Genomic DNA, 21,610 nt, shown 5'->3' with positions numbered 1-21,610 from the left:
CCGGGATGGAGCGAATCGCCGGTGCCGCGACACGGGACGTGACGTGGATCGCGGGGCGGGATCGAAGTGACCGTGACTCCTTCCGGTCTGCGGCCGGAGTCGGCAGGCGGGGCGATCGGCCTGGTCATATGGGGTGAGACCGACACCGGAGTCACCGTGCTCTATGTCATGTACCGCGACAGCCCGCGCTCGGCGCATAGCGCGCGCCGTCCCGACGTGGCGTGTCGAGGGCCCGAGGGCGCATACTCAAGGTAATGACAAAGTCAGCCGGATCCCGGCGCTACCTGCCCTCCAGTCCCTTCAACAAACCGGCCGCGGCTGCCCCACCGATTGAGCGTTATGAAGTGGGCGACCGGGTTTCGCATGACCAGTTCGGACTCGGAAGAGTCCTCGCAGTAGAGGGCGACAATGCCGCTGTGCTCGTCGACTTCTCCGGGCGTCAGGGAAGAATCCTGAGCCCTTATACCAAGTTGGCCAAACTCTGAGGACGCGGCCCCCGGGCCCGCCATCACGGTAAGGATGGCGGACCCGGAGGCGCCGGGTCCCAGCCTCGTTCCAGCCTTTATCCAGCGTCCCCAGCAGTCAGGTCACAGTGCCTGGGCGGCCGGTTTCACCATGCCGCGTACCGTGCGGGACTTCACAAAGTCGCCCATGGCCGTCATATCCCATTCGCCCGTGAACTGCTTGATCAGCTTCGCCATCATCACGCCGGTCTGCGGCTCCGTACCCGTCAGGTCGAAGCGGACCAGCTCCTCGCCCGTCGCCGCGTCCAGCAGGCGGCAGTACGCCTTGGCGACCTCGGTGAACTTCTGTCCCGAGAACGAATTGACGGTGAAGACCAGCCCCGTCGCCTCCGCCGGGAGCCGCCCCAGATCCACGACGATCACCTCGTCGTCACCCGCGCCCTCGCCCGTCAGATTGTCGCCGGAGTGCTTGATCGCTCCGTTCAGGATCGAGAGCTTGCCGAAGTAGCAGCTGTCCAGGTGATTGCGGTTCGGGCCGTACGCGATCACGGACGCGTCCAGGTCGATGTCCTTGCCGCGGAACGCGGGCTCCCAGCCCAGACCCATCTTGACCTGGGAGAGCAGCGGGCGGCCGCCCTTCACCAGGGAGACGGTCTGGTTCTTCTGGAGGCTGACCCGCCCCTTGTCCAGGTTGATCTTCCCGGGCGCGGCGGGGGCGGCGGGCGCCGACGGGGGCGACGGCGGGACGGGCGGAGCCTGCACCGCGGGGCGGGCCGCCGGAGCGGGCGGGGCCATCGGAGCGGCAGGGGCGGCCGGAGCAGCAGGAGTGGGTGTGGCCGTGGGCTCCTCGTCGACCGAGACGCCGAAGTCCGTGGCGATGCCCGCCAGCCCGTTCGTGTAGCCCTGGCCGACCGCGCGGGCCTTCCAGACGCCGTTACGCAGATAGATCTCCACCACGACCAGCGCGGTCTCCGCGCCGAGCCGCGGCGGAGTGAACGTGGCGAGCGCGCTGCCGTCGTCCGCGCTGCGGATGGTGGCCGTGGGCTCGACGCCCTGGAACGTCTGGCCCGCCGCGTCCGGGCTCGCCGTCACCACGATCTTCTCGATGCCCGGCGGGACGGCCGAGGTGTCCACCACGATCGCGTCGGGCGCGGTGCCGCCGCCGGAGCGGTAGCTGACACCGGGGCCCGTCGGCTGGTTGTAGAAAATGAAATCGTCGTCGGAGCGCACCTTGCCGTCGGCCGTGAGCAGCAGGCCCGATACGTCGAGCCGCACCGGGGCGGCGACGTCCACCGCCACGCGCGCGACGGAGAGAGGGATGTTCGAGCCGGGGGTCATAGCTGTCATGCCAGGGGTAACGAGCGAAGTCGCTTTGCCGTTCCCTTACTCTTCTCGGCTCTGCTCGGTTTCTAGCGGTTGCGGGGATGGTTCCTGGCAGTGCGCTCATTGCCGAATTTGTATGCGCCGGTCCAGCGCGCCATTACCACCTGCGCGTCCCCCGACTCCACCTCCGCCAGGAACTTCTCGGCCCGGGAGCCGCGCAGGGTCGCGGCCGTACGGCCACGGTGGGTGATCACGACGCTGCCGTCGCTGTGGACCGCGTAACTGAATCCGAAGGGCCTGGCCATCGCCGGTCGTCAGCCGGCCGTCAGTAGGGCCACTGGGGCGGGTTGATGGTGAAGTGCCCGCCCAGATGCGTGTGCTCCGGGTTGTCCGGGTCGAGTTCGCCCTGTTCCGCGATGAGCTTCGCGGCGTACGGCTCCGAGTCGTCCTCGGGCTCGTAGCCCAGCGAGCGCGCCGTCGACAGGTCCCACCACAGGCGCGTATTGGCCGAGGAGCCGTAGACGACGGTGTGGCCGACGTCCTCGGCGGTGAGCGCGGCGTGGAGGAGGCGCGCGCCGTCGCCGGGGCTCATCCACACCGACAGCATCCGTACGGACCTCGGCTCCGCGAAGCAGGAGCCGATGCGGACGGAGACTGTCTCCAGCCCGTGCAGGTCCCAGTAGAGCTGGGCCAGGTCCTCGCCGAAGCACTTGGACAGGCCGTAGAAGGTGTCGGGGCGGTGCGGGGTGTTGATGGGGATCAGCTGGTCCGGGCCGAACGGCGGCTCTCCGGCGGGGCGGGGGGTGAAGCCGACCGCGTGATTACTGGAGGCGAAGACGATGCGTTCGACGCCCTCCTCGCGGGCCGCCTCGTAGAGGTTGTACGTTCCCTCGATGTTCGCGCGCAGGATCTTCTCGAAGGAGGCTTCCAGCGAAATGCCCGCAAGGTGAATGATCGCGTCGACGCCCCGTACCGCTTCGCGCAGCGCCTTCTTGTCGGCGAGGTCGGCGATGATCGCGTCCGGCGCTCCCTCTATCGGGGTGATGTCGAGGAGCCGGAGTTCGTAGCCGTACGCGGGCAGCAGCCCCCGCATCAGTGTGCCGAGGCCGCCGGCGGCGCCGGTGAGCAGGACAATGCGGGGAGCGGGCATGGACGGATCTCCTTGAGATGCTGATGCCGGCGCTGATGCCGGTGCTGATGCTGAGGCTCAGAAATGCTCAGGTCCGTAGAGCAACGCTCAGGTTCCTAAACCGCATTCACATGTGTGGACACGCTAAGGAGTCGCCCCGGACGCCGTCAAGTGTTGCGCGGATGGACCGATTCCGCCGCTGATTTGCGGTTTTCGTCTTGACCGGCGCGGCGCGGCTGCCCTAGCGTGACGGCGTTCAGAAATATAGACAACGATCATAATTGTGCACGGAGCTTCTGGCTCGGTGCCCGGCCCAGGGAGTGCCCGTGACCTCAGCCCCGCTCGCCGCCCGGCTCACCCGGGTCCAGGCACCGCTGTTCTTCCCCGTCACCGCGTACGGGCCGGACGGCGGCCTCGACCTCGATGCCTTCCGCGCCCATGTGAGAAGCGGCGTCGACGCCGGCGCGGCGGCGGTCTTCGCCTGCTGTGGCACAGGCGAGTTCCACGCCCTGACGCCCGAGGAGTTCCGCGACTGTGTCGCCGCGGCCGTCCAGGAGACGGCGGGCGAGGTGCCGGTCGTCGCGGGCGCGGGCTACGGCACCGCACTCGCCACCCAGTACGCGAAGCTCGCGGAGGACGCGGGCGCCGACGGGCTGCTCGCCATGCCGCCGTACCTCGTCGTCGCCGACCAGGCGGGGCTGGTGCGCCACTACGCTGCGCTCGCCGCCGCGACCTCCCTCGATGTCATCGTCTACCAGCGCGACAACGCTGTCTTCACGCCCGAGACCGTCGTCGCGCTCGCCCAGGTCGAGGGCATCATCGGCCTCAAGGACGGCTGCGGCGACCTCGATCTGATGCAGCGCATCGTCTCCGCCGTCCGCCGCGAACTGCCTGACCAGGATTTCCTCTACTTCAACGGGCTGCCCACCGCCGAACTCACCGGCCTCGCCTACCGCGGCATCGGCGTCTCGCTCTACTCCTCCGCCGTGTTCGCCTTCGCCCCCGACATCGCCCTCGCCTTCCACCGCGCGCTGGCCACCGGCGACGACAAGACGGTGGGCCGGTTGCTGGACGGCTTCTTCGTACCGCTGGTCGAACTGCGCAATCTCGGCCGCGGATACGCTGTATCCCTCGTCAAGGCGGGCGTACGGCTCGAAGGGCTGGACGTCGGTGAAGTGCGGCCGCCGCTCAGCGAACCCCAACCCGCCCACATCGAGGCGCTCGCGGCGCTCATCGAGCGCGGGCGGGCGCTGCTGGAGGAGAGCGCGTGAAAACCTCGGCCTTTCTGTACCCCTGGGACGTCGTCGGCGACCCGGACGCCGCGGACCGTATCGCGGAGCTCGGCGTGCAGCAGGTCACCCTCGCCTCCGCGTACCACTCGACGCGCGCGCTGACCCCGCGCCATCCCCGGCACCGGATCGTCACGGCGGAGCACGCCGCCGTGCTCTATCCGCCGGACGCCGAGCGGTGGGCGGGCCGGGAGCTGCGCCCGTACACCGCCGGGGACTGGGCTCCGGGGGACGCGTACGGGGAGGCCGCCGCCGCGCTCGCCGACGCCGGGCTCGAGGTCCACAGCTGGGTGGTGCTGGCGCACAACTCCCGCCTCGGCGCGGAGCATCCGGAGACCTCCGTGGTCAACGTGTACGGCGACCGCTACCCCTGGGCCCCGTGCATCGCGCAGCCCGCGGTCCGCGAACTGCTGGTGGACCTCGCGGCGGAGGCGGGCGCGCGGCCGGGGGCGCGCGGCACCGAGCTGGAGTCGTGCGGCTGGTACGGCCTCGGCCATCTGCACGCGCACGACAAGACGGCCGGGGTGGGGCTCGGGCAGGCGGCGCAGTATCTGATGTCGCTGTGCTTCTGTGCGGCGTGCCGTGAGGGGTACGGAGGAGCGGGCGTCGAACCGGAACGGATCGCGGCGGCGGTGCGGAGCGGGCTGGAGCCGGTGTGGCGGGGGGCGGTGGCGTCCGACACCGGGATCGGTGATCTGCTGGGCGCCGAACTCGCCGCGGCGACGCTGGAGTTCCGGACGGGGGTCGCCCGTACGCTCCAGGAGGCCGCGGTCGCGGCGGTACGGGGGGCCGCGCCGGAGGGCTTCCAGGTGCTGCTGCACGCGGACCCGGTCGCGTACCGCTGCGGGGCGAACGCGGCGGTGGACCCGGCGCACATTCTGTCCGTCGCGGACGGCGTTGTGGTGCCTTGCGCGGGCGGGGTGGGGTTGCTCGCGGCGTTCGCGGAAGCGGAGGTGGAGGTGGAGGGTGCGGTGCCGGTGCTCGCTGCGAACTTCACGGTCGTGAGCGGGATGGGGGGCAGTCCGGGGACGCTGGCGAAGGATGCGGCGCGGGCGGGTGAGGCGGGGGCGAATGAGCTGCGGCTTTACCATGCGGGGTTGGCGTCGGACGGGGACCTGGGGGTTGTGCGGGAGGCGGTGGCGGGGCTGGGGTGAGGGGGTTGCGGGGTGCGGTGCGTTGCGGGTGCGCCTGCGGCGGGCTTTCCCCTGCCCGCCCTCCCCCAGAGCTTCGCCTGGGAGGGACCCCCATCCCGAACTGGGGCTCCGCCCCAGACCCTCCCCCTACGCCTAGCGGCGTGGGAGGTACCCCCAGTCCTCAATCGCCGGACGGGCTGGAAACCCAGCCTCGCCGGCGTTTGAGGCGCGGGGTTCGGGGCGGAGCCCCGACAAGGGCCCGAGCGCGCCCGACAGCGGACAACCCGTAACACGCGGATAACCTGAAACGCTCTCCCCACGGGAACAATCCAGCTACCCGCCAGCCGGATTGCCCCTACGAGGAGAGCCATGTCTGCACAGGTCGACCGCTACTTCCACATCAGCGCGCGAGGTTCGACCTACGCGCGCGAAGTACGCGGTGGCTTCGCCACGTTCTTTACGATGGCCTACATTCTTGTGCTCAACCCGATCATCCTGGGCAGCGCCGAGGACAAATTCGGCGCCCACCTCTCCGGGCCCCAACTCGTCACCGCCACCGCCCTGGTGGCCGCCGTCATGACCGTCATCATGGGGCTCGGCGGCAATCTGCCGCTCGCCATCGCCGCCGGGCTCGGGCTCAACGCCGTCGTCGCCTTCCAGATCGCGCCGCTGATGAGCTGGGCCGACGCGATGGGGCTCGTCGTCATCGAAGGCATCCTCATCTGCGTCCTGGTCGTCACCGGGCTGCGCGAGGCCGTCATGCATGCCATCCCGGCCGCGCTCAAGCAGGCCATCAGCGTCGGGATCGGGCTCTTCATCGCGTTCATCGGGTTCATCGACGCGGGCTTCGCCACCCGCATCCCCGGCGACACCGGCTCCGTACCCGTCCAGCTCGGCGCGAGCGGTCAGCTCTCCGGGTGGCCCGTGCTGGTCTTCTGCCTCGGCGTACTGCTCACCGTCGCGCTGATGGCCCGCAAGGTGAAGGGCGCGATCCTCATCTCCATCGTGGCGATGACCCTCCTCGCGATCGTCATCAACGAGATCGCCGACATCAAGCCGCTCGCCTGGGGCCTGACCGTCCCGTCCGTGCCCGACGACATCGTGGCCGCCCCCGACTTCGGGCTCGTCGGCGACTTCAGCCTCTTCGGCGCGTTCGACGAGATCGGGATCATCACCCTCGTCCTGCTGGTCTTCACCCTCATCCTGAGCGACTTCTTCGACACCATGGGCACGGTCGTCGGCGTCTCCAACGAGGCCGGGCTCCTCGACGAGAAGGGCAAGGTCCCCAACCTCGGCCGGGTGCTCCTGATCGACGGCGCGGCGGCCGTCGCGGGTGGCGCGGCCTCCGCGTCCTCCAACACCTCGTACATCGAATCGGCCGCCGGCGTCGGCGAGGGCGCGCGGACCGGGCTCGCCTCCGTGGTCACCGGCGCGCTGTTCGGGCTCGCGCTCTTCCTGACCCCGCTCGCCACGGTCGTCCCGGCGCAGGCCGCCGCGCCCGCACTCGTCGCCGTCGGCTTCCTGCTGATGGCGCAGGTGCGGCACATCGACTGGGAGCGGTACGAGATAGCCATCCCGGCCTTCCTGACGATCGCGGTGATGCCGTTCACGTACTCCATCACCAACGGCATCGGGGCCGGTTTCCTCGCCTACGTCGTCATCAAGACGGTGCTCGGCAAGGCGCGGGAGGTGCACTGGCTGCTGTGGGGCACGGCCGCGCTCTTCGCGGTCTACTTCGCCATCGACCCGCTTGAGCAGCTGCTTGGCGTCAACTAGGCCGTCACTCGGTCCGTCACTCAGTCCGTCACTTGAGGGCCGCCTCCATCATCTTCTGGGCGATCGGGGCGGCCAGACCGTTTCCGCTGACCTCCGAGCGCGCCGCCCCCGAGTCCTCGATCAGCACCGCGACCGCCACCTCCTTGCCGGTGGACGCGTCCTTCGCGTACGACGTGAACCAGGCGTACGGCGTCAGGCTGTTGTTCTCGCCGCGCTGGGCCGTGCCCGTCTTGCCGCCCACCTCCGCCCCGGCGATCTTCGCGTTGGAGCCGGTGCCGTCCTCCACGACCGTCACCATCGCGCTCCGCAGCTCCTCGGCCGTCGAGGCGGAGACGATCCGCTTACCCTCGTCGTCCGCGAAGGACTGCAGGGTGTTGCTGCCTGAGTCCACCACCTCGGAGACCATGTGCGGCGACTCCATCACACCGTCGTTGGCGATCGCCGCCGACACCATGGCCATCTGGAGCGGCGTCGCCGTCACGTCGAACTGGCCGATCCCCGACAGCGCCGTCTCCGCCTTGTCCATGCCCGTCGGGTACGTGCTCGCCAGCGCCCGCACCGGCACGTCCTGGCTCTGGTCGTTGAAGCCGAACTTCTCCGCCATCGCCCTGACCTTGTCCTGCCCCAGGTCGACGGCCATCTTCCCGAAGACGTTGTTGCAGGAGTACTGCAACGCCGTACGGATGGTGGCGTCCTCGCAGGGCGCGGCGGCGTCCTCGTTGTCCAGGAACCGAGTCGAGCCGGGCAGTTTGTACGGATTCGGGCTGTCGGTCTTCTCGTCCACCGAGCCGTAGAGACCGTCCTCCAGCGCCGCCGCCGCGACGACCAGCTTGAATGTCGAGCCGGGCGCCAGCGGCTGCCGCAGTGCCCGGTTCAGCAGCGGCTGGTCCTTGTCCGCGAGCAGCTTCCCCCAGGCGTCGCCGTCCGTCATCCCGCTGATCGTCGTCGGGTCGTACGAGGGCGTGGACACCATCCCCAGGATCTCCCCGGTCTTCGGGTCCGTGGCGACGGCCGCGCCCTTGTTGTCGCCGAGCGCCTCGTACCCGGCCTTCTGCACCGCCGGGTCGATGGTGGTCACCACGTCGCCGGGCTTCTCCCGCTTGCCGGTGAGCGCGTCGATGGGGTTCTTCAGCCGACTGTCGGTGCCGTCGAGAACCCCGCTGTAGATGCCCTCCAGCTGGGTGGCTCCGTACGCCTGCGAGCTGTAGCCGGTGACGGCGGCGTAGAGCGGGCCGTCGGTGTAGGTGCGCTCGTACGCGAGATCGCTGTCCTGTGTCTTCTTCGAGCCGGTGACGGGTGACCCGCCCACGATGATGTCGCCGAGCGGCTGCGCGTACTGCGCGATCACCGTTCGCCGGTTCTGCTTGTTGTCCGCGAGCGCCTGGCCCTCGTACGCCTGCACCCAGGTCGCCCGCACCAGCAGGGCGAGCACCAGCAGCAGACTGAAGACGGCGGCGTGCCTGATTGTCTTGTTCATCCCATACAAGGGACGTACGGAGGGGAGCGGGCGTTCCCCCCTCGAACGCCTTCTCAGCCAATCCTCATACGGGCAGCCAGGGCGGGCCCGCGCTCAGCGTGGCGAGATGAAACCCGACTCGTACGCCGCGATCACCGCCTGCGTACGGTCCCTGGCGCCCGTCTTCGCGAGCACCGCCGCCACATGCGTCTTCGTCGTCGCGGGGCCCACGCCCATCCGCCCGGCGATCTCCGCGTTCGTCAGCCCCGTCGCCATCAGCCGCAGCACATCGGCCTCGCGCTCCGTCAGCCGCGCCGCCCACGGCGGGGCAGCGGCGGGCTGCCCGCGGCCGTACTCGGCGGCCAGTGAGCGTACGGCGGACGGGAAGAGCAGCGAGTCGCTGCTGGCCACCAGCCGGACCGCCTGGACCAGTTCCTCGGCGGCGGCGCGCTTGAGCAGAAAACCGGCCGCTCCGGCGCGCAGCGCCTCGTACACATACGAGTCGTTCTCGAACGTCGTCACCACCACGATCCGCGGCGGCTCGGCCAACGTGCCCAGGATCTGTTCGGTGGCCCGGATGCCGTCGATCTCCGGCATCCGCACATCCATCAGGACCACGTCGGGGCGCAGCGCCCGCACTACCGACACCGCCTCCGCGCCCGTCGCCGCCTCGCCGACGACCGTCAGGTCCGGCTCGGCGTCGAGGATGACGCGCAGCGCCGTACGCACCATCCGCTCGTCGTCGGCGATGACGACCCGGAGGACCCGGATGGCGCTCACCGGAGGCCCAAGGCGCCCGCACCGCCGCCGCCCGCGCGGCCCGCCAGCGGGAGCCGGGCCGACAGCCGCCACACCGCGCCGTGCGGGCCCGCCTGCGCCTGTCCGCCGAGCAGCGCGGCCCGCTCGGCGATGCCGCGGATACCGCGGCCGCCTCCCGGGCGGACCACCGGGGCTTTGCCGGGCAGCGGATTCTCCATCGTTATCTCCAACTCCTCGCCGCGCAGGGCGATCCACAGGGACACCGGAGATGCTTCGGTGTGGCGCAGCGCGTTGCTGAGGCCCTCCTGGACGATGCGGTACGCCTCGCGCGAGACGGGCGCGGGGACCTCGGCCAGGTCACCGTCCGCGGCCAGCGACACGGACACACCGCTGCGGGACAGCAGGCCCTCCAGGGCGTCCAGGGTCGGGCCAGTGGTGACAGGGCCACCTCCGTCGTACTGGCGCAACAGGCCCAGTACGGAGTCGAGTTCGCCCACCGTACGCCGCGCGGTCTCCTCGATCGCCGTCAGCGCCTCCCGTACGAACTCCACATCGCTGTCCCGGTCGCTGTCCAGGACCCGGCGGGCCGCGCCCGCCTGGAGGGTGACCGCGCTCAGCGCGTGGCCCACCGAGTCGTGCAGCTCCCGGGCGAGGCGGTTGCGCTCGGCCAGTTCGGTGGCCCGCCGCTCGGCCGCGGCCAGCCGGTCCGCGGGGGTCGGGCCGAGCAGTACGGGGGCCTGGCGGGCCAGCAGCGCCCCGGCCGCCGCCGCGCAGGCGGCGAGGGCCAGCAGGCAGGCGATCCCGGCGAGTGGCGACAGGGCCAGGACCCAGGTCCGGTCGAGGGAGTCGGGGAGCCGTGCCCAGTCGCGTACCCCGGACGCGAGCGGCAGCAGCATCAGCGTCACCGCGAACGGCGGCACGGCGAGAGTGGCTCCGCTGACCAGCGCGCCGAGCCCGGCGTGCAGCGTGAACCAGGCCGAGGTCCGCAGCCGCGCGGCCCGCGAGCGCGCGGGCCCGTCAGCGAACCGGTCCGCGTCCACCCCGCACAGCGCCCTGGCCGCGGCGACCGACAGAGGCCTGGTGACCGGGAACAGCGCGACGACGGCGGCCATCGGCAGAGCGAAGACGTACGCCCCGAACTGGAGTGCCGGCGACCCCGAGAACGGGTCCCGCGCGCCGACGAACGGACCGACGACCGTGACGCCCACGAGCCAGCACGGCATCAACAGCGCGCCGCCCACGATGAGATGGAGCCAGCGCAGTCTGGTCCGCGAACCGAACAGCGCCCGGAGGGACGTCTTCACTGGCTGCGACGCCGCAGCAGCGCAGCAGCACCGCAGCAGAGGAGGACGCCGACGATCATCTCCACAGAGTAGGTCAGCGTCATCAGTCCCGTCGCGTGCTCGGTCTCGTCCTGTGCGGGCATCAGCGACGCGAGCGCCAGCCAGCCGCCCCACGCGGCCAGGACGCTCGACCCCACCCAGCTCAGCGCGAGGGGCGTCTTCACCGGCAGCCAGGGGGCGCGGCGGAAGGCGAGCAGCAGCGCGCCGGCGACGGCGGTGAGCACGAACAGGATCCGCACGCCCTCCAGGAGGTAGAAGTCGGCGGTGCGCTCCTCGATCCCGTCCAGGGGGAGCCCGGCGGTGGAGCCGGAGGCCCACAGGGCGTGCATGACGAGGGGGAACAGGGCGAGCAGCGAGCCGAGCACGGCGGTGGTGCGCGCGAAGGTGCCCGTCACAGCGGTGGGCAGCTCCCAGATCGAGCCGCGCCACAGATTGCTCCAGCGGCCCCTGGCGTACAGCAGGAACAGGGCGCCCAGGGCGAGACCCTGGACGATGAAGCCGCCGTAGACGACGCCGTAGACCCAGGAGTCGAGGAACTGCTCCTTCCCGCTGGAGCCCCGGGCCGGGGCGGAGCCGAACGCGGCGGCCAGCAGCTGGAGCGGGAAGCCCACCATGATCGGGGTCAGCAGCCCGGTCGCCACCCAGACCGGGAAGGCCAGCAGCCAGCCCTTGACGCGCGCTCCCCAGGGCTGGGTGAGCAGCAGGGCCAGCACAATGACGGCCGCGTCCATCACGACGGTGACGCTGTTGGCGACGAGCATCAGGGCGCGGTGCTCCAGGAGCATGCTGCCTTCGGGAACGCCGATGTGGCTGCCCGCGATCCATGCGGCCTTGAGCGAGAGATACGGCAGGCAGGAGGCGATCGCGACGGCGCGCAGCACCGCGCGAGCGCCTCCCGTGCCCCCGCCGGGTACCGGAGGAGCGGAAGTGAGCAGTGTCTGTGTCATGACACCCACGCTTCAGGACCGGGCGCTCCCGCACCTCCTGCCCCGCGATGATCCCCCTCCGCCGCGCGGGGGAGACCGGGCGGCGGAGGAGAGCTCAGAGCCTGCGGGTGGCGAGCGTGAGCCGGTCGCGTGCGTCGAAGAGCGCGTCCTTGATCATCTGCTCATGGCCGGGGGTGAGTCTGGCCACCGGCACCGAGCAGCTGATCGCGTCCCGCGCCGGAGTGCGGTACGGAATCGCGATGCCGAAGCAGCGCAGCCCGAGGGTGTTCTCCTCGCGGTCCACCGCATAGCCCTGCTCGCGGATGAGGTGCAGCTCCTCGATGAGCTTCTCGCGGTCGGTGATGGTGTGCTCGGTCAGCGACGCCATCGTCTCCGGCAGCAGCTTGCGCACCTGCTCGTCGCTGTGGGTCGCGAGCAGCGCCTTCCCCAGCGAGGTGGAGTGGGCGGGCAGCCTGCGGCCGACGCGCGTGAAGGGGCGCAGATAGTGCTGCGACTGGCGGGTGGCGAGATACACCACATTCGTGCCGTCGAGCCGGGCGAGGTGGATAGTCTCCGTGGTGTCGTCGGAGAGCCGGTCCAGCGTGGGACGGGCGGCGGCGACCACCTCGTCGCCGTCGATGTACGAGGTCCCCACCAGCAGGGCGCGTACGCCGATGCCGTACCGCGTGCCCGTGGCGTCGGTCTCCACCCATCCCAGCTCAACGAGGGTGCGCAGCAGCATATAGAGGCTGGATTTGGGGTACCCGACAGCCTCCTGCACGGCCGCGAGGGAGTGCATGCCGGGACGCCCGGCGAAATATTCGAGCAATTCCACCGTCCGTACCGCGGACTTGACTTGTGCTCCGCCGGAATCCGCAGTTGTCATTGCTCTTCCACCCCTTCTTGACCGCACATAACGCACGGAAATAGAGTCCCCATACATTCACCATCAGGAACGATGTTCAGAATACCGAACAACAACCCGCTCCTGATGGGTGACAGGAAGACCCGGAAGGAAACCCGCGGTGACAGCAGTACCAGTCTGGAGCGTCGACCCCCGTACCGGAAACCCGCGTGAGCAGGTTGCCATGGAGTCCACGGTCGAGGAGATCGACCAGGCCGTGCGCTCCGCGCACGCCGCTCGCCCCGCGCTCGCCGACCGGAGTGTACGCGCGCTCCTGCTCCGCACCGCCGCCGACCTCCTCGACGAGGCGAGCGAGCACGTCATCGAGGCCGCCGACGCCGAGACCGCGCTCGGCCCCACCCGCCTCACCGGTGAACTCAAGCGCACCACCGGCCAGTTGCGGGCATTCGCCGAGGCTGTCGCCGACGGCGGCTACCTCGACATCCGCATCGACCACGCGGACGCCACCAAGACCCCGCCGTGGCCGGATCTGCGCCGCTACAAGATCCCGCTGGGCGTCGTCGCCGTCTACGCCGCCAGCAACTTCCCGCTCGCCTTCTCCGTGCCCGGCGGCGACACCGCGAGCGCGCTCGCGGCCGGCTGCCCGGTCATCGTCAAGGCGCACCCGGACCACCCGGCCACCGCCGAACTGTGCGCGTCCATCCTGCGCAGGGCCGCCCAGCGCGTCGGCCTGCCCGAGGACGTCGTGATCCTGGTGCACGGCTTCGAGGCGGGCGTCGAGCTGGTCAAGCACCCGCTGATCTCCGCGGCCGGCTTCACCGGTTCGATCCGCGGCGGGCGCGCGCTCTTCAACGCCGCCGCCGCCCGGCCCGCGCCCATCCCCTTCCACGGCGAGCTCGGCTCCCTCAACCCCGTGGTGGTCACCGAGGCCGCCGCCGGGGAGCGGGCGGAGCAGATCGGCGCGGGGCTCGCGGGCGCGATGACCATGGGCGAGGGGCAGTTCTGCACCAAGCCCGGCTTCGTGCTGGCCCCCGCGGGCGACGCGGGCGACCGGCTGCTCAAGTCGCTGACGGCCGCGGTGAGCGAGACCGAGCCCGGCGTGATGCTCGACCACCGGATGCGCGGCGCCTTCGTCGATGGCGTACGCGAGCGGGCCGCGCTGCCCGAGGTGGAGGCCCCGATCACCCCCGGCGCGGGCGGCGAGCACACCGTGAGCGCGGGCTTCCTCTCCGTACCGGCCAGGCTGCTGGTCGCCGAGGGCGAGCACGACCTGCTACTGGAGGAGTGCTTCGGCCCGGTCACGGTCGTCGCGCGCTACGAGTCCGACGCGGAGATCACCGCGGTACTCGGCCGCCTCCCCGGCAACCTCACCGCCACCCTCCACCTCTCCGACGGCGAAGCCGCGGGCGAGGGCCGGGGCGCGGAGCTGCTCACCGAGCTCACCCCGCTCGCGGGCCGCGTCCTGGTCGGCGGCTGGCCGACCGGAGTGGCCGTCGCCGACGCCCAGCACCACGGCGGTCCGTACCCGGCGACGACCTCGACCTCCACCTCGGTCGGGGCCACCGCGATCGAGCGCTGGCTGCGCCCGGTCGCGTACCAGACGACCCCCGAGTCGCTGCTCCCGCCGGAGCTGCGCGACGACAACCCCCAGGGGCTGCCGCGCCGGGTGGACGGCCGTACGGAAACCACGGGAACCCCCGAAGGCAGCTGACCGCGACGGCAGCTGACCTGGCGGAATGCTTTGGGCACGGCGTGTGTTGAGAACGCGGCGGAGGGTTCCCCTTCGCCGCGTTCCCATACCCATTGATCCGTACGAACCAGCCTGAAGAGAGAAGCAGCATGCGCGTCGAGATCTGGAGCGATATCGCCTGCCCCTGGTGTTACATCGGGAAGGCCCGCTTCGAGAAGGGCCTCGCGGCCTTCGCCCACAGCGACGAGGTCGAGGTCGTACACCGTTCCTTCGAGCTGGACCCGAACCAGGCCAAGGGCGAGACCGCCCAGGTGATCGACATGCTGGCGCAGAAGTACGGGCGCACCCGTGAGCAGGCGCAGGCCATGGAGGCCAACGTCGCGTCCAACGCGCGCTCCGAAGGCCTCGGTTATCTCGTCGAGGGCCGCGACCACGGCAACACCTTCGACATCCACCGGCTGCTGCACCTGGCCAAGGCCCGCGGACGCCAGGACGAGCTGCTTGGCCTCGCCTACCGGGCGCACTTCGCCGAGGAGCGGTCGATCTTCGAGGCCGAGGTCCTCGTGGACCTCGCCGTCGCGGCCGGTCTGGACGCGGACGAGGCCAGGGCGGTCATCGCCGACGAGAACGCGTACGCCGACGACGTACGGGCCGATGAGCGCGAGGCCGCCGAGCTGGGCGCGAACGGGGTGCCGTTCTTCGTCTTCGACCGTCGCTACGGGGTCTCGGGCGGCCAGCCGGCGGAGCTCTTCACCCAGGCGCTGGAGCAGGCGTGGCAGGGCCGGGAGATCATCACCCCGCTCGCCGAGGACGCGGGCGTGTGCGATGCGGACGGCGCCTGCGAGGTTCCGCCGTCCGGAGCCCGTGCGTAATTTCCCGATTGACTGGCGGTTGAGAAAACCCGCAGGGTGATCCCATGGAGACCCTGGGCGGCGACGAGTTCGCGCCGGAGACGACGTATCTGAACACCTCCACCTGCGGGCTGCTGCCCCGCCGGACCGTCGCGGCGGTGAAGCTCCTGGCCGACGAGCTCGCCGCCGGGCGGCCCGGCGGCGCGGGTGACTTCTCGGAGGTGACCGCCGCCCGGCAGTCCTTCGCCCGCATCGCGGGTGTGGACGAGGAGCGGGTGGCGGTCGGCGCGTCGGTCTCCGTCCATGTCGGGCTCATCGCCGCCTCCATGGAGCCGGGTGCGGAAGTCCTCTTCCCCGAGGGGGAGTACGCCTCCGTCATCACGCCCTTCACCGTGCGCGGTGACCTCAAGCCGCGGTACGCGCCGCTGGAGAGCCTGGCCGACGCGGTCCGCCCGGGTACCGCTCTGGTGGCCTTCTCCTCGGTGCAGTCCGCGGACGGCCGGATCGCCGACATGGCGGCTGTCCGCGCCGCCGCCGCGGCACACGGCGCGCGCACGCTGGTCGACGCCAGCCAGTCGGCGGGCTGGCTGCCGCTGGACGCCGGTGACTGGGACTACACCGTCACCGGCGGCTTCAAGTTCTTGCTCTGCCCGCGCGGCGTCTCGTTCCTCACCGTGACCGAACAGGCGCAGGAGACGCTGGTGCCGATCCACGCTGGGACCTTCGCCGCCGAGGAGCTGTGGTCGACCACGTACGGACCGGTCGAGGAGCTGGCGCGCTCGGCCCGCCGGTACGACGAACCCGCTCCGTTCCTCTCGTACCACGGAGCCAGGCAGTCGCTCGCGCTGCTGGAGGAGATTGGCCTCGACGCGGTGTACGCGCATGACACGGCGCTCGCCCGGCGGTTCAGGGCGGGTCTGAGGGAGCTGGGCCACGAGCCGGTGCCCGCGTCCGTATCCGCGGCCGTATCCGCGTCCGTATCGGCGTCTGCCTCCGTGCCTGGCGGCGACTGCCCTGTCGTCGCCGTGCCGGGGCTCGGCCATCGTGTCCCCGAGCTGGCACAGGCCGGAATCATGGTCGCGGAGCGGGCGGGCAATCTACGGGTGACCTTCCACCTCTACAACTCGGCCGCGGATGTGGACCGGGTGCTGGACGTACTCTCCGGCTGAGGGCGCCTCTCCGGCTGAAGACGCCGCTCCGGGCAGTCAGCGGTCTCGGTGCACAGGTTCTCCTCGACCTTGGCCAGCAGCCGCGTCAGCTCGCTCCGCTCCTCCGCGTCGAGCCCGGCGACCGTGTGCTCCTCCAGCTCGCCCCAGGCGGCCGTCACATCGGCGAGCAGCGCGCAGCTGTTCTCCGTGGCCTCGACCAGCACCGCGCGCCGGTCGTCCGGGTCCGGGCGGCGGCGGACATGTCCGGTGTGCTCCAGACGCTGGAGCATCTTGGTCACGGTCGAAGGGTCGAGTTCGACGGCCTTGATGAGCTGCGACTGGCGTACGGGACCGACGTCCCACAGGTGCATCATCACGAACTCCTGGCCCGGGTAGAGGCCGAGCCCCTTGAGCCATTTGCCCGCGGCGATGCGATGGAGGCGGGCGACCCGGGAGATGGCATGGCTGACCGGGCCGTTGTCCGCGAACTGTGGCGGTGGCGGTGGTGCGCCGGCGCAGAGGGGAGCGGTGGCCTGCTCCGCGGGCTTGGCGGACATCGTGGCCTCCTCAGACCTCCGGGGTTCGAGCTGCGTACGTACGCGGTGCCTACTCTCGCACTACTCGCTGTCGAGCTGCTCCCCACCCGAGCTGTGGGCTACGGAGAGTACTCATGGAGAGATTACCTTGGTCGGCCAATGAATGCGCTACAGTTGCGCCGACCGGGATTACTTGGTCGACCATAGAAACCTGAGGGCACTGCTATGACCACCGCATTCGACCCGATTGACCTTTCCGGCACGCAGCTCGCCAACCGGATCGCCATGGCTCCGATGACTCGCAGCAGGGCGCACGGCGAGGGCCTGACCGTCACCGAATCCGTCGTCGAGTACTACGCCCAGCGCGCCTCGGCCGGTCTGATCATCACCGAGGGCATCCAGCCCTCGGTCGTCGGCCAGGGATACCCGTACACCCCGGGCCTGCACACCGCCGAGCACGTCGCCGCCTGGCGCAAGGTCACCGACGCCGTACACGCCAAGGGCGGGAAGATCTTCGCCCAGATCATGCACGCGGGGCGCATCGGTCACCCCTCGATCTGGCCCGACCAGGAACTCCTCAGCGTGGCGCCCTCCGCCGTCACCCCCGCCGGGCAGCTCTACACGGGGGAGGGGATGCAGGACTTCATCGCTCCGCGCGAGCTGACCGCCGACGAAATACTCTCCGTCATCGGTGAGTTCGTCCACGCCTCACGCAGTGCCATTGAGGCCGGTTTCGACGGCGTGGAGCTGCACGGCGCCAATGGCTACCTCATCCACCAGTTCCTCACCACCAACACCAACCTGCGCACCGACGAGTGGGGCGGCTCCGTCGAGAACCGCATCCGCTTCGCCGTCGAGGTGGCGAAGGCCGTGGCCGAGGCCATCGGCCCGGAGCGGACCGCCATGCGGCTCTCGCCCGGCAACCCGTACAACGACATGGCCGAGGCCGACACGGAGGTGATCTACCCCGCGCTGGTCAAGGAGCTGGAGCCGCTGGGCCTCGGTTACCTGCACGTCACCGAGGTCGCCCCGGGCTTCCGGGACGTGACGCTCGCGCTGCGCAAGCAGTTCAGCTCCACGTTCATCCTCAACCCGCTGACCGAGGGCCCGACGGACCACGAGGCGCTGAGCCTGATCGAGGACGGGATCGCGGACATCGTCGCCTTCGGCCAGCTCTTCCTGGCGAACCCGGACCTGCCGGCGCGCCTGAAGAACGCGGGCCCGTACAACCCGGCGGACGGGGCGACGTTCTTCGGCGGTCACGACGAGGGGTACATCGACTACCCCTCGCTGTAAGGCAGTCGCACTCGCAGTCACGGTCGTACGAGGGAAGGCCGGGCGCTCCTCGCCAACAGGAGAGCCCGGCCTCCCCGTTACGCGACGGGGGCCAGGGCGTGTTTGAGAAGTCCCTCCCCCTGGACTTCGTCCGGTGGGGGTCCCCTGGGGGCACTTCCCGTGCGAAGCCACGGGGGAGAAGCCGGGGGGAGGACCCCCAGCCCCGCGACGCCTGGCACGCGCACTCGCGGTGTTGCACGCGCACTCGCGGTGTTGTCGGAGTCGCCCAAGTACTCCCCCAGAGCTTCGCCTGGGGGTGCCCCCCATCGCCTTGCGATTGCACGCACCAGACGCCGCAGGGCCCGCCCTACGGGTGGACGGCGCTACTTCTCAAACACGCCCTAGCGCACAGGGGTGAAGTCCCGCGCCCCGATGAACGCCGGCCTCGGCACCGGCGCGGCGAAGGGCCGCACCGCCGCGTTCTCCACGCTGTTGAAGACGATGAAGACATTGCTGCGCGGGTACGGGGTGATGTTGTCCCCGGAGCCGTGCATGCAGTTGCAGTCGAACCAGGTCGCCGAACCGGCCTGCCCGGTGAAGAGCCTGATGCCGTGCTCGTCGGCCAACCGGGTCAGCGCCTCGTCCGACGGGGTCCCGGCGTCCTGCATCTGCAGCGACTTCTTGTAGTTGTCCGTCGGCGTCTCGCCCGCACAGCCGAGAAATGTCCGGTGCGACCCCGGCATGATCATCAGGCCGCCGTTGGTGTCGCGGTTCTCGGTCAGCGCGATCGAGACGGAGACGGCGCGCATATTCGGCATCCCGTCCTCGGCGTGCCAGGTCTCGAAGTCCGAGTGCCAGTAGAAGCCCGACGCGCCGAAGCCCGGCTTCACATTGATACGGGACTGGTGGACGTACACATCCGAGCCGAGGATCTGCCGGGCCCTGCCCACCACCCGCTCGTCGCGCACCAGGGCGGCGAAGAGCTCGCTGAGCCTGTGGACCTCGAAGACCGAGCGTACGTCCTGCGACTTCGGCTCGATGATCGAGCGCTCGTCCGCCCGTACCGCCGGATCGGCGATCAGCCGGTCCAGCTCGGCGCGGTAGAGGGCGACTTCGTCCGGGGTGATCAGTTCGTCGACGGTCAGGAAGCCGTCCCGCTCGAAAGCCGTCAGCTCGGAGCGGACGATCGGCCCCGGGGCGCCGGGCGCGGACCAGACGATCGGGTCCTGGCGCGAGGTCATCACCTCGCTCGCGCCACGGGTCGGGTACAGGTCGGCGCGTACAGGTGCGGTGGTCATCGTTCAGGCCTCCTCGGTCATCAGGGGATAGACGCCGTTCTCGTCGTGGTCCTCCCGTCCGGTGACGGGCGGATTGAAGACGCAGACACAGCGGAAATCGGTCTTGGGACGCATGGTGTGCCGTTCGTGGCCGTCCAGCAGATACATCGTGCCGGGCTCGATCCAATGCGTCTCGCCGGTCTCGTCATTGGTCAGCTCGGCCTCGCCCGCCACGCAGAGCACGGCCTCGATGTGGTTCGCGTACCACATGGACGTCTCGGTGCCCGCGTACAGCACGGTCTCGTGGAGCGAGAAGCCGGCCTTCTCCTTGGCGAGCACGATGCGTTTGCTCTCCCAGGTGCCTGAGGCGGCCCGCACATGGCGATCGGTGTTCTCGATGTCTTTGAATGATCGGACGATCACGGTGGCGTGTTGCCTTTCTCGTGTCTGCGTGTCTGCGTGTCTGCGGGGCTGTGGCTCTGTCAGGCCGTCTCGCGCACGGATCGGGCCAGGATGCGCAGCCCCTCGTCCAGCTCATCGGCGGAGATGGTGAGCGCGGGCAGCAGCTTCACCACTTCGCCCTCCGGGCCCGAGGTCTCCAGCAGCATCCCCAGCTCGAACGCGCGGCGGCAGACCGCTGAGGCGCGTGCCTTGTCGGTGAACTCCAGGCCCCAGACCAGGCCGCGGCCCCGGAAGCTCATGCCGGACTCGGCGCTCGCGGCGCTCTCGATGCTCTCGTCGACGATGGCCAGCAGCGCGCGTTCGACCTGCTGGCCGCGCGCGAAGGTCTGCTTCTCCATCTGGTTGTCGGTCCAGTACGCGTTGAGCGCGGCGGTGGCGGTGACGAACGCCGGGTTGTTGCCGCGGAAGGTGCCGTTGTGCTCGCCCGGCTCCCAGATGTCCAGCTCGGGCTTGAACAGGCAGAGCGACATGGGCAGTCCGTAGCCGCTGATGGACTTCGACAGCGTGACGATGTCCGGGGTGATGCCCGCCTCCTCGAAGGAGAAGAAGCCGCCGGTGCGTCCGCAGCCCATCTGGATGTCGTCGACGATGAGGAGCATGTCCTGGCGGTCGCACAGTTCCCGCAGCGCGTGCAGCCATTCGGCGCGGGCCACATTGACCCCGCCCTCGCCCTGCACCGTCTCGACGATCACGGCTGCGGGCTTGTTGAGTCCGGAGCCCTGGTCCCCCAGGAGGCGTTCGAACCAGAGGAAGTCCGGGACCTGGCCGTCGAAGTAGTTGTCGAACGGCATCGGCGTGCCGTGTACGAGCGGGATGCCGGCGCCGGCCCGCTTGAAGGCGTTGCCGGTGACGGCGAGCGAGCCCAGCGACATGCCGTGGAAGGCATTGGTGAACGAGACGACGGACTCGCGGCCCTTCACCTTGCGGGCCAGTTTGAGCGCGGACTCGACCGCGTTGGTGCCGGTGGGGCCGGGGAACATGACCTTGTACGGCAGGTCGCGCGGGCGCAGGATCACATCCTGGAACGATTCCAGGAAGGCGCGCTTGGCGGTGGTCGCCATGTCCAGGCCGTGCGTGATGCCGTCGCGTTCGATGTAGTCGATCAACGCGCGTTTCAGTACCGGGTTGTTGTGCCCGTAGTTGAGTGATCCGGCTCCGGCGAAGAAGTCGAGGTAGGTGTGTCCGTCCTCGTCGTGCAGGTGGCTGCCCTGCGCGCGGTCGAACACGGCGGGCCAGCCGCGGCAGTAGCTGCGTACCTCGGACTCCAGGGTCTCGAAGACACTCAGGGCGGGCGGGGTGATGGTCACGGCAGTCTCCAGTGAGATGGGGGTGTCAGACAGAGAGACGGACAGAGGCTCAGACGGGCAGAGCACCGATGGGGCCAATGCGGTAGAGCACTTCCGGCTGGTGTGCGGTCCCTTCCGGGAAGAGACCGCCGTCGAAGAGAACCTCGCGCTCCAGCCGCGCGCCGTGGCGCTGGGCGTACGAGGTGAACAGCCGGTCGGACGCGGTGTTGTCCGGGGTGACGGTCGTCTCGACCTCGCGTATCCCCGGCCCGCCGACGACTCTGGCCGTCAGCGCGTCCAGCAGGACGCCCGCGAGTCCCTGGCCGCGGTGGGAGCGGTCGACGGCGACCTGCCAGACGACGAGGGCCTCGGGGTGGTCGGGACGGACGTATCCGGTGACGAAGGCGATGGGCTCACCGTCGGAGCCGCGTGCCACGGCGGAGGTGGCGGCGAAGTCGCGACACCACAGCAGGTAGCTGTACGAGGAGTTCAGGTCCAGAACCTCGGAGTCACGGGCGATTCGCCAGATCGCGGCTCCGTCCTCCACTCGTGGGGCGTCGATCCGTACAAGGCTTTCTTGTGCGCCGGTCATAGGGAGGAAATTTACCGAGCAAATTCAGAA

The 21,610-nt window shown here is 70.1% G+C and carries 21 protein-coding genes; 8 read left to right on the top strand and 13 right to left on the bottom strand.

Annotated elements, in window-relative coordinates:
- Nucleotides 1-254: 254 nt before the first annotated feature.
- Nucleotides 255-485 (top strand): hypothetical protein, encoded by a 231-nt coding sequence (locus ACIHCQ_RS14300; RefSeq protein ID WP_399661676.1) that lies wholly within the window; start codon nt 255-257, stop codon nt 483-485.
- A gap of 102 nt (nt 486-587) precedes the next feature.
- On the opposite strand, the gene ACIHCQ_RS14295 is transcribed toward ACIHCQ_RS14300, so the two are convergent.
- The 3 genes from ACIHCQ_RS14295 to ACIHCQ_RS14285 all read right to left on the bottom strand — a co-directional run bounded on the left by ACIHCQ_RS14295 (nt 588) and on the right by ACIHCQ_RS14285 (nt 2,937).
- On the bottom strand, nt 588-1,811 hold the full coding sequence (locus tag ACIHCQ_RS14295; RefSeq protein ID WP_399661674.1) for a TerD family protein: 1,224 nt from the start codon (nt 1,809-1,811) through the stop codon (nt 588-590).
- Nucleotides 1,812-1,873: 62 nt separating this feature from the next.
- A complete protein-coding gene (locus tag ACIHCQ_RS14290; RefSeq protein ID WP_399661671.1) occupies nt 1,874-2,092 on the bottom strand; it encodes a hypothetical protein in 219 nt (72 codons plus the stop codon).
- 20 nt (nt 2,093-2,112) lie between these two features.
- Nucleotides 2,113-2,937, bottom strand: a complete 825-nt coding sequence (locus ACIHCQ_RS14285) for an NAD-dependent epimerase/dehydratase family protein (protein WP_399661669.1) — start codon at nt 2,935-2,937, stop codon at nt 2,113-2,115.
- A 305-nt stretch (nt 2,938-3,242) separates the two neighbouring features.
- Between ACIHCQ_RS14285 and ACIHCQ_RS14280 the strand changes: the two genes are divergently transcribed.
- The 3 genes from ACIHCQ_RS14280 (at nt 3,243) to ACIHCQ_RS14270 (ending at nt 7,114) form a co-directional block, all read left to right on the top strand.
- Nucleotides 3,243-4,187: a 5-dehydro-4-deoxyglucarate dehydratase gene (locus tag ACIHCQ_RS14280; RefSeq protein WP_399661667.1), complete on the top strand. Its 945-nt coding sequence runs from the start codon at nt 3,243-3,245 to the stop codon at nt 4,185-4,187.
- Complete coding sequence (locus tag ACIHCQ_RS14275) at nt 4,184-5,359, top strand: hypothetical protein (RefSeq protein WP_399661665.1); 1,176 nt, start codon at nt 4,184-4,186, stop codon at nt 5,357-5,359. Before ACIHCQ_RS14280 ends, ACIHCQ_RS14275 begins: the two co-directional genes overlap by 4 nt.
- A 348-nt stretch (nt 5,360-5,707) precedes the next feature.
- Nucleotides 5,708-7,114: an NCS2 family permease gene (locus tag ACIHCQ_RS14270; protein WP_399661663.1), complete on the top strand. Its 1,407-nt coding sequence runs from the start codon at nt 5,708-5,710 to the stop codon at nt 7,112-7,114.
- A gap of 28 nt (nt 7,115-7,142) precedes the next feature.
- On the opposite strand, the gene ACIHCQ_RS14265 is transcribed toward ACIHCQ_RS14270, so the two are convergent.
- The 5 genes from ACIHCQ_RS14265 to ACIHCQ_RS14245 form a co-directional block, all read right to left on the bottom strand.
- Nucleotides 7,143-8,591 (bottom strand): peptidoglycan D,D-transpeptidase FtsI family protein, encoded by a 1,449-nt coding sequence (locus tag ACIHCQ_RS14265; protein ID WP_399661661.1) that lies wholly within the window; start codon nt 8,589-8,591, stop codon nt 7,143-7,145.
- 93 nt (nt 8,592-8,684) lie between these two features.
- A complete protein-coding gene (locus ACIHCQ_RS14260; protein WP_399662025.1) occupies nt 8,685-9,341 on the bottom strand; it encodes a response regulator in 657 nt (218 codons plus the stop codon).
- A 5-nt stretch (nt 9,342-9,346) separates the two neighbouring features.
- On the bottom strand, nt 9,347-10,633 hold the full coding sequence (locus tag ACIHCQ_RS14255) for a sensor histidine kinase (RefSeq protein WP_399661660.1): 1,287 nt from the start codon (nt 10,631-10,633) through the stop codon (nt 9,347-9,349).
- Nucleotides 10,630-11,619 carry a hypothetical protein gene (locus ACIHCQ_RS14250; protein WP_399661658.1) on the bottom strand — a complete coding sequence of 330 codons (990 nt, stop codon included), beginning with the start codon at nt 11,617-11,619 and terminating at the stop codon, nt 10,630-10,632. The genes ACIHCQ_RS14255 and ACIHCQ_RS14250 overlap by 4 nt, the downstream gene beginning before the upstream one ends.
- 94 nt (nt 11,620-11,713) lie before the next feature.
- Nucleotides 11,714-12,484 carry an IclR family transcriptional regulator gene (locus ACIHCQ_RS14245; RefSeq protein ID WP_355837518.1) on the bottom strand — a complete coding sequence of 257 codons (771 nt, stop codon included), beginning with the start codon at nt 12,482-12,484 and terminating at the stop codon, nt 11,714-11,716.
- Nucleotides 12,485-12,623: 139 nt separating this feature from the next.
- Here ACIHCQ_RS14245 and ACIHCQ_RS14240 point away from each other — a divergent pair, with 139 nt between their 5' ends.
- The 3 genes from ACIHCQ_RS14240 to ACIHCQ_RS14230 all read left to right on the top strand — a co-directional run bounded on the left by ACIHCQ_RS14240 (nt 12,624) and on the right by ACIHCQ_RS14230 (nt 16,173).
- Nucleotides 12,624-14,174, top strand: coding sequence for an aldehyde dehydrogenase (NADP(+)) (locus ACIHCQ_RS14240; RefSeq protein ID WP_399661655.1), 1,551 nt, complete (start codon nt 12,624-12,626; stop codon nt 14,172-14,174).
- A 128-nt stretch (nt 14,175-14,302) separates the two neighbouring features.
- The gene (locus ACIHCQ_RS14235; protein WP_399661653.1) at nt 14,303-15,025 is read left to right on the top strand and encodes a DsbA family oxidoreductase; all 723 of its coding nucleotides are present in this window, start codon (nt 14,303-14,305) and stop codon (nt 15,023-15,025) included.
- 44 nt (nt 15,026-15,069) lie between these two features.
- On the top strand, nt 15,070-16,173 hold the full coding sequence (locus ACIHCQ_RS14230; RefSeq protein ID WP_399661651.1) for an aminotransferase class V-fold PLP-dependent enzyme: 1,104 nt from the start codon (nt 15,070-15,072) through the stop codon (nt 16,171-16,173).
- Here ACIHCQ_RS14230 and ACIHCQ_RS14225 read toward each other — a convergent pair.
- A complete protein-coding gene (locus tag ACIHCQ_RS14225; protein ID WP_399661649.1) occupies nt 16,122-16,709 on the bottom strand; it encodes a MarR family winged helix-turn-helix transcriptional regulator in 588 nt (195 codons plus the stop codon). The genes ACIHCQ_RS14230 and ACIHCQ_RS14225 overlap by 52 nt on opposite strands.
- A 204-nt stretch (nt 16,710-16,913) precedes the next feature.
- On the opposite strand from ACIHCQ_RS14225, the gene ACIHCQ_RS14220 reads away from it, so the two are divergent.
- The gene (locus tag ACIHCQ_RS14220; protein ID WP_399661647.1) at nt 16,914-17,984 is read left to right on the top strand and encodes an alkene reductase; all 1,071 of its coding nucleotides are present in this window, start codon (nt 16,914-16,916) and stop codon (nt 17,982-17,984) included.
- A gap of 380 nt (nt 17,985-18,364) precedes the next feature.
- Here ACIHCQ_RS14220 and thpD read toward each other — a convergent pair whose 3' ends face one another.
- The 4 genes from thpD to ectA are packed head-to-tail and all read right to left on the bottom strand — an operon-like array spanning nt 18,365 to nt 21,580.
- Nucleotides 18,365-19,261, bottom strand: a complete 897-nt coding sequence (gene thpD / locus ACIHCQ_RS14215; RefSeq protein ID WP_399661645.1) for an ectoine hydroxylase — start codon at nt 19,259-19,261, stop codon at nt 18,365-18,367.
- Between the two features lie 3 nt (nt 19,262-19,264).
- Nucleotides 19,265-19,663: an ectoine synthase gene (locus tag ACIHCQ_RS14210; RefSeq protein ID WP_399661644.1), complete on the bottom strand. Its 399-nt coding sequence runs from the start codon at nt 19,661-19,663 to the stop codon at nt 19,265-19,267.
- A 59-nt stretch (nt 19,664-19,722) separates the two neighbouring features.
- Nucleotides 19,723-21,009: a diaminobutyrate--2-oxoglutarate transaminase gene (ectB, locus tag ACIHCQ_RS14205; protein ID WP_399661642.1), complete on the bottom strand. Its 1,287-nt coding sequence runs from the start codon at nt 21,007-21,009 to the stop codon at nt 19,723-19,725.
- A gap of 49 nt (nt 21,010-21,058) precedes the next feature.
- Nucleotides 21,059-21,580, bottom strand: coding sequence for a diaminobutyrate acetyltransferase (gene ectA / locus ACIHCQ_RS14200; RefSeq protein ID WP_399661641.1), 522 nt, complete (start codon nt 21,578-21,580; stop codon nt 21,059-21,061).
- Nucleotides 21,581-21,610 lie beyond the last annotated feature (30 nt).

It is taken from the genome of Streptomyces sp. NPDC052236 (assembly GCF_044548015.1).
Taxonomy (GTDB): domain Bacteria; phylum Actinomycetota; class Actinomycetes; order Streptomycetales; family Streptomycetaceae; genus Streptomyces.
The sequence above is the reverse complement of the archived record's forward strand: the minus strand, read 5'-3'. Positions and strand labels throughout refer to the sequence as shown.